1 protein-coding gene is annotated in these 261 nt (G+C 65.9%); it reads right to left on the reverse strand.

Features of this window, described 5'->3' with window-relative positions; translation table 11 throughout:
* A partial coding sequence (locus tag AC6UD2_RS06805) for an aminotransferase class III-fold pyridoxal phosphate-dependent enzyme (protein WP_500698436.1) occupies positions 1 to 248 on the reverse strand: 248 nt, incomplete at its 3' end.
* Positions 249 to 261: the final 13 nt, after the last annotated feature.

Genomic DNA, 261 nt, shown 5'->3' on the forward strand with positions numbered 1-261 from the left:
GTACCGGCATGCGCACCCGGCTTCCAGGTATCCAGCCAGTCGCGGTACACCACCACCGCCAGCGGCAGGCTGCCGCCAATGGCCTTGGACAAGGTGACCACGTCCGGCACGATGCCGGCATGTTCGAAGGCGAACATGCGCCCGGTGCGGGCAAAGCCGCTCTGGATCTCGTCGATGATCAGCGCAACGCCGGCCTGCTCGGTAATACGGCGGACCCCTTTGAGCCATTCGATATCGGCCGGGATCACACCACCCTCGCCC

This window comes from Fructilactobacillus sp. X2R5C2, from assembly GCF_059901375.1.